The organism is Salinicola salarius (assembly GCF_003206135.1).
Classification (GTDB): Bacteria; Pseudomonadota; Gammaproteobacteria; order Pseudomonadales; family Halomonadaceae; genus Salinicola; species Salinicola salarius.
The window spans coordinates 1-6,190 of sequence record NZ_PZJT01000033.1 but is presented as its reverse complement, the minus strand read 5'-3'; the positions used below and the strand labels follow the sequence as shown (position 1 = coordinate 6,190).

The window sequence follows — 6,190 nt, the reverse complement described above, 5'->3', positions numbered from 1 at the left end:
GATGGATAACGACCCGCTGATGCAGTCCAGTAGCGCGACGGTCGCGTTAAGTCATGGCCGGCGCTCGACAGGGAAGGCGCGCCTCATCGGTCCCAACTGGGCGATGGGGCGCGGCTTCGGCCCATGTCGTCCTTGAACATGGCAGCGGTGATGCAGGTGACGCGGACGAGCAAACGGCTTACCTGGCAACAGTTCGGAATCCCACGTTTTGCGACGTTGAGTCTGGGGGGCTGCCGATGCGCGCCGAATTCCGATATCGGTTGCAGTAGCTATCGTGACACATCCAGGAACCACCTCGCAGAGATCGACACTCGCTCGCGTCGGGGCCTCTAGGGTCGAGCTCGGGAGAGTTCGCGTAGTAGTCGGCATCGAACGGATCCGAGCACCACTCCCAAACATTGCCCACCATTTGCCATAACCCCCACCCGTTGGGCGCGAAAGCCTTGACCGGTGCCGTGGTCAGCCACCCATCCTCGGCTGAGTTTTGTTCGGGAAATCGACCTTGCCAGATGTTGCAGCGCCAGTTGGCGCCGTCATCCGGTGGCGTGTCACCCCAAGGGTAGCGCGCGCCTTCCAAGCCACCTCGAGCAGCGAACTCCCACTCGGCTTCCGTGGGTAGTCGTCTCTGGCTCCAATGGCAGTAAGCCATCGCGTCATGCCAACTGACGTGGACCACAGGGTGATTTTCGAGCCCCGCGAGAGAAGAATGGCGACCGCCGGGATGCCGCCAATCCGCACCCGCTACCCTGATCCACCATGGCGTCTGCTCGGGCTGGCCTAGAATGTCGCGTCGATTGGCTGCCACCGCCAAATAAAATACGGCCGAGTCGCCCAACCGCTCGGCGTCGGTCCGATACCCTGTAGCATCGACGAATGCCGTAAAGTCGGCATTGGTCACGGTAGTTGTATCGATTCGGTAGGCATTCAGTGCTACTTCATGGGTCGGCAGTTCGGCATCATCATGTGCGATATGGTAATCGTGACAACCCATCATGAATCGGCCCGCTGGTATAAAAGCCTCAGCGATATCGTGGCTTCCTATTGGCCACGAGTACGAGTCTGAATCAGCGAGCTGCGAGTCGCTTGCGGATAAAGAGGATGAAGAGCTCCCGGGTACGCAGCACCGTTTGTTCAACGCGTTTCCCCATTTGCCGAGACGGAGGCTGGAGCGGCAATTGCCATGTCCACCCATTTTGCGGTCATATCGAAATGGCGCTCGATGGCTTCGCGAGCCGCAAGCGGGTCGGCCGCCTCGATCGCCTCGAGAATCTCATGATGCAACGTCAGTCCGTGACGCTGACCGATGGCGAGGCGAGTAGTCTCTTCTCGCACATGGGTCAACAGCACCTGGAGCTGTCCATAAACGCTGGTTGCGAAAGGATTATCCGCCGCATCGAGGATCGCGCAATGAAATTCCATGTCAGCGGCGGCGTAGCGCCGGACGCTCAGCGTATCCGTCGCGGCATGCATCGCATCCAGCGCGCGTCGCATGCGATCTATGTGTTCTGTACTTCGGCGTTGCGCTGCTAGCGAGGCCAGTCCGGTCTCCATCATTCGCCTCATATCGGTTAAATGATGGTAAAGAGAGTTGATTTCGTCACTTTCAGTCATGACTTCGAGCAGTAAAGGGTCGAGCATTGCCCATTGGGCTCGGTGCGTCACGAAGGTGCCATTGCCGCGCTGAATGACGATAACGCCGCGAGCCTGGAGGTGCTTGATGGCTTCTCGCAACGTCAGCCGACTGACATTCAGTCGTTGCGCCAGCTCCAGCTCGCTCGGCAGGCGTTCGCCTTCGGGATAACGGTTCGACAGTATTTCTTTGAAGATGCTGCCGGCAACGTTCTCCGAAAGCAGGCGTTTTCGTGTTGTGGCTGAAGTCATCATCGTCTCGTTTCCCTTCGCGGCTCGCGCCGTACGCTAATAGATGCTGCGCTGTTGAGATAGCCCTCGGTCAGGAGACGATGCTACCGGGGAGGCAGGCAGCCCTACCAGCTGGCCATTCTCGATCCACTCCAGATCTGACCCATAAAGCTCGCCGATCATCAGCTCGACGAGCCGCTCCCTGACGGCGGAAAGGTCTGGATCCGATACTCGGTCACGAATTTCCTCAGGATCGTCGGTAAGATCGAACAGTTGGAGGCGGTTACCCACCGGATAATAAATGAGTTTGTAGCGTCCATCATGCACCATCCGTGTCGCTTCGGTGCCTTCTCCATACTCGCCGTATAGCCATTCTCGGCGGGGGGTATCGACCATGGATATTCCATCCACCGATTCCGGTACGGGGATGTCCGCCATGTGCAGCAGGGTGGGCATGATGTCCTGCAGGCCGGTCAGGCGGTCATCCACACTACCGGGCTTGACGCGATTATCATCTGTGGTCCCCAACAGCAACATGGGAATGTTGGCCGATTTTTCATAGTAGACGCGCTTGGCCCATAGACCGTGATCGCCCAGCATGTCGCCATGATCCGAGGTGAACAGGATGATGGTGTTGTCCAGAAGCTTTTCTTCACGCAGCGCCCCAATGACCAGTCGCAGCTGATGGTCGATCTGCGTGCACTGGGCATAGAACGCCTTGCGTGCACGTCGTATGGCGCGCTCGTTGAAGCCGACCGGGCGGTCCGCCGCCTGCCTTTTTTGCAGTTGCACCGGCAATTGATCGTCGTTGCTGGCCCAGGCCCCCATGACCGGCATATCGATCTCCTCGTCATCGTACATGTCGAGATAGCTCTGCACCGGTGTGATCGGAGGGTGAGGGGCGCTATAGGAGAGATACCAGAACGCCGGGCGGGTAGGGTCGCGACGGCGAATCGTGCGTACCATCTCCCGCGTTGCCCACTGGATCTCATGGGTCTCCTCCGGCAGATGCCAGGGGCGCGAAAGATAGTGATTGTTGCTCATGCCATGCCCGAAACGCTGTCCGGCGTACCCCTTTCGGGCCAGATAGGCGTCGTAATCATCGGTCAGCCCCCACTGATTGCGCCCTTCCTCGGAAAGGATCACATCATCGAATCCGATGCGACTGCGCTGCGGGAAGACATGAAGTTTGCCAACGGCAAAGGTCTGATAGCCGTGCTCACGAAAGGTGCCGGCAAGCGTGGGCAGATCAGGCATTGGAAGATCCTGCTGAAAGGTGCGATCGCCATGCTGTCGGGGCATCGTGCCGGTCATCAGCGTGCGACGCGCCGGCACACAGACCGGTGATTCGCTGTAGGCTCGCTCGAATCGCATGCCGCACTTGGCTAACGCGTCGAGCGTCGGCGTCTGGATGGCAGGATGATCTGCGCATCCCAACAGGCTGCCTGACCAGTGATCTGTGCAGATCACCAGGACGTTGGGTCGTTGGCTCATGAAATCTCCCCGAAAATCTTCGAATGAAAGTCTGGCTTGAGTATCACTGGCGGCGGAACCAGATGCCCGCGATCACGCCCATGATGCCGGCATAGATGAGTACGCCGGCAAGGAAGTACATCCCGAACGCCAGTTCACCGGTGCTCTCCCGAATCACTCCGACGGTCCAAGGACCGATGAAGCCCCCGAGATTGCCGATGGAGTTGATTAGCGCGAGACCGGCAGCGGCATTGGCGCCTACCAGAATTCTTGAGGGTATGGACCAGTAGAGCGGCTCGCCGGCAAACAACCCGAACGCGGCAAGTGAGAGAAATGCCATTTGCAACACGTGACTCGATGTGGAAGCGGTCGCGATCAGACCAATGGCGCCGATCACTGCGGTGATCAGAAGATGTGGATATACGGGCTTGTCTCGCGCTATGTACCTGGGCCACACGTACAAGCCAATGGCGGCGAAGACGAATGGTACGGCGTTGAGCATACCGTTGGTGAAATCAGATACTTCGAAAGCGTCGATTAGCGTCGGTAGCCAAAGACGCAGACCATAGGCAGCAGTCGGATAGGCGAGGAACATGGCTGCGAGAAACAGCAGTTTTGGCTCTTTCAGCGCCTTCAGCGGATTAGTGTGGCGAATCTCCTTGTGACGCTGCTCTTCGTCCAGCGTGCTGATGAGCCAGCGTCGCTCGTCTGCGTCGAGCCAATCCACGTCTTCCGGAGAACCTGGTAGATAGCGGAACACGACGAACCCGAGTAGCACGGCTGGCAGCCCTGACAAAACGAACAGCCATTGCCAGCCCGACAACCCCCAAATGCCTTCCATTTCCAGTAAAGCACCACAGATGGGGCCGCCGACGATGGTCGACATGGGGTTGGCTAGCAAGAACATACCGATTAACCGTGGGCGATGTCGCTCTGGACACCAAGTCGACAGGTAGTAGAGAACGCCAGGATAGAAGCCGGCTTCGGCGGCGCCCAGGAGGAATCGCATGATGGTGAAGCTGGTACTGCCTTGCACCAGGGCGGTAAGCATCACCACCAGGCCCCAACTGACCATAATTCGCATGATCCAGGTACGGGCCCCAAATCGAGCAAGTGCCAAGTTACTCGGCACCTCGCAAAGGAAATAGCCGATGAAGAAGACACCGGCACCCAGGCCGAATGCGGCGTCTCCAAGGCCAATGTCGTCCCGCATCCCGAGCTGAGCGAAACCGATGTTCGTCTTGTCGATGAACGCGATGAGATAGCAGAGCGCCAGCAAAGGAATGGTGCGCCAGAAAACCTTCCGGATGACACGCTCTTCCATAAATCCCCCTCAGAAAGTCTATTGCTAGACATCAGATGTCTGATGATGAGGGTACATTACTGATCGAACTGAGCAGCGTCTCTAAGACCTTTGGCGGGGAAACATGCCATAGGTAGACCAAATTGGCCGTGAGTCTCGATCTACATCAGCGCCCTAAGGGCTATCATCATCAGGCCGAAAGTGAGTACGCCTGCGATGACCGGCCAACCGAGCGAGCGCGTTCGGCGCCAGACGGCGAGCGTCACGCCCAACCCGATGAGGGTCGCCAGCCAACCGGCGGCATCCGGCGTGCGTGGCACCAGCGATACGCCGAGTACCGCCGCGATAATCATCGGCCCCAGGATCACCAGCCATTTGGGCAGGGCATCGACGGGGCCATTCTCACCGCTGCGCGTCAGTCGCCGCTGCAGCGGAGTGAGAGTGTTCACTCCCTGGTTGCGGCACGCCGCCGGCAGCGTCGAGGAGAAGCCCCAGCCAGTGCGTCATGTTTACGTCGAGGCGCTTGATAGCGCGGATCTGTTCGACGACTTTTTCACTCCCATCGCTCGCGATGGTGCCAGTACGGTCGAGATTGGCATTCGTCTGCAGAAGGCGCTGAAAGCCCTGGCCGCGGTGGGCGACGACCACATCAAGCGTATTGCCCGCGAACACATGACGCTGGTGATCAAGCGATTCGATCAGGGGCTTGTGCTCGAGGAGGATCGGCAGCGCGTCAGAGAAATCGAGGCATCGGCTGTATCGGCGCTCGGGCCTGACCGGTAAGCAGGATATATCGTCCGGCATTTCGAGGGCGCGAAGGCGTCAATCTGTTCTGAAAACGACATCGAACTGTCTAATAGCGTTGTGTCTGTCGCGGAGAGATAAAAACGCATGCGTCCCGACTTCACAGGGCTTACAGTCGAAGCGAGACCGAAAAGGCTTCAGGAAAGCCGCTCGAGGTCTTCGTCGTGGTCGCTCGCCACCGCGTGCCTCGCCACGTACCGAGGCTGACAGGCGCCAGGGAACCGCAATAACAATAACCACCGATACATCCTTGGAGGAGACGTGAAATGGCAACCCATCCCTCTCGAGGCGCCGCCCCCAAAGGTGCGGTGCCGGAGCCCCAGACACTCGGCTTCCTGCTGCTGGAAGATTTCACCCTGATCTCGCTGGCATCGGCCATCGAGCCGTTGCGCATGGCCAATCAGCTCGCTGGTCGCGAACTGTACCGCTGGTACGTGATGACCATGGACGGGGCGCCCGTGCGGGCGAGCGACGGTATGCAGGTGACGCCGGATGCCAGCGCTCACTCACCGCTGAGGCTCGACTGGCTGGTGGTCTGCGGTGGTGTTGCGCCGCAGCGCTCGGTGACGCCGGCGCTGCTGACCTGGCTGCAGGGCCGCCAGCGCCAGCTGCGCCGGGTCGGCTCGGTGTGTACCGGCAGTTGGGCCCTGGCCCAGGCCGGTCTGTTGAACGGTTATGACGCCAGCATCCATTGGGAGTGCCTGGCCGCGATCCAGGAAGCATACCCGCGCACGGCCTGGAGCACGCGGC

At 59.4% G+C, this 6,190-nt stretch carries 7 protein-coding genes; 2 read left to right on the top strand and 5 right to left on the bottom strand.

All coding sequences use genetic code 11. The features are described 5' to 3' along the window. Positions 1 to 178: 178 nt before the first annotated feature. From DOM32_RS18415 to DOM32_RS17570, 5 genes are all read right to left on the bottom strand, one after another. Complete coding sequence (locus DOM32_RS18415; protein ID WP_110637077.1) at positions 179 to 1,192, bottom strand: formylglycine-generating enzyme family protein; 1,014 nt, start codon at positions 1,190 to 1,192, stop codon at positions 179 to 181. Continuing rightward, positions 1,132 to 1,884, bottom strand: a complete 753-nt coding sequence (locus tag DOM32_RS17585) for a FadR/GntR family transcriptional regulator (protein ID WP_110637074.1) — start codon at positions 1,882 to 1,884, stop codon at positions 1,132 to 1,134. Before DOM32_RS17585 ends, DOM32_RS18415 begins: the two co-directional genes overlap by 61 nt. Positions 1,885 to 1,917: 33 nt before the next feature. Then, positions 1,918 to 3,354: a sulfatase-like hydrolase/transferase gene (locus DOM32_RS17580; RefSeq protein ID WP_110637071.1), complete on the bottom strand. Its 1,437-nt coding sequence runs from the start codon at positions 3,352 to 3,354 to the stop codon at positions 1,918 to 1,920. 43 nt (positions 3,355 to 3,397) lie between these two features. Then, positions 3,398 to 4,657 (bottom strand): MFS transporter, encoded by a 1,260-nt coding sequence (locus DOM32_RS17575; RefSeq protein ID WP_110637067.1) that lies wholly within the window; start codon positions 4,655 to 4,657, stop codon positions 3,398 to 3,400. A gap of 140 nt (positions 4,658 to 4,797) precedes the next feature. Then, on the bottom strand, positions 4,798 to 5,085 hold the full coding sequence (locus tag DOM32_RS17570; RefSeq protein WP_244179972.1) for an AzlD domain-containing protein: 288 nt from the start codon (positions 5,083 to 5,085) through the stop codon (positions 4,798 to 4,800). Between DOM32_RS17570 and DOM32_RS17565 the strand changes: the two genes are divergently transcribed. Continuing rightward, positions 5,078 to 5,419, top strand: coding sequence for a DUF2254 domain-containing protein (locus DOM32_RS17565; protein ID WP_157957120.1), 342 nt, complete (start codon positions 5,078 to 5,080; stop codon positions 5,417 to 5,419). The genes DOM32_RS17570 and DOM32_RS17565 overlap by 8 nt on opposite strands. Before the next feature lie 287 nt (positions 5,420 to 5,706). Next, a partial coding sequence (locus DOM32_RS17560) for an AraC family transcriptional regulator (protein WP_167400684.1) occupies positions 5,707 to 6,190 on the top strand: 484 nt, incomplete at its 3' end.

Coding starts and splice junctions, on each gene's coding strand:
- DOM32_RS18415 (WP_110637077.1), bottom strand. CDS start 1,192: ATGGGTGGACATGGCAATTGCCGCTCCAGCCTCCGTCTCGGCAAATGG.
- DOM32_RS17585 (WP_110637074.1), bottom strand. CDS start 1,884: ATGATGACTTCAGCCACAACACGAAAACGCCTGCTTTCGGAGAACGTT.
- DOM32_RS17580 (WP_110637071.1), bottom strand. CDS start 3,354: ATGAGCCAACGACCCAACGTCCTGGTGATCTGCACAGATCACTGGTCA.
- DOM32_RS17575 (WP_110637067.1), bottom strand. CDS start 4,657: ATGGAAGAGCGTGTCATCCGGAAGGTTTTCTGGCGCACCATTCCTTTG.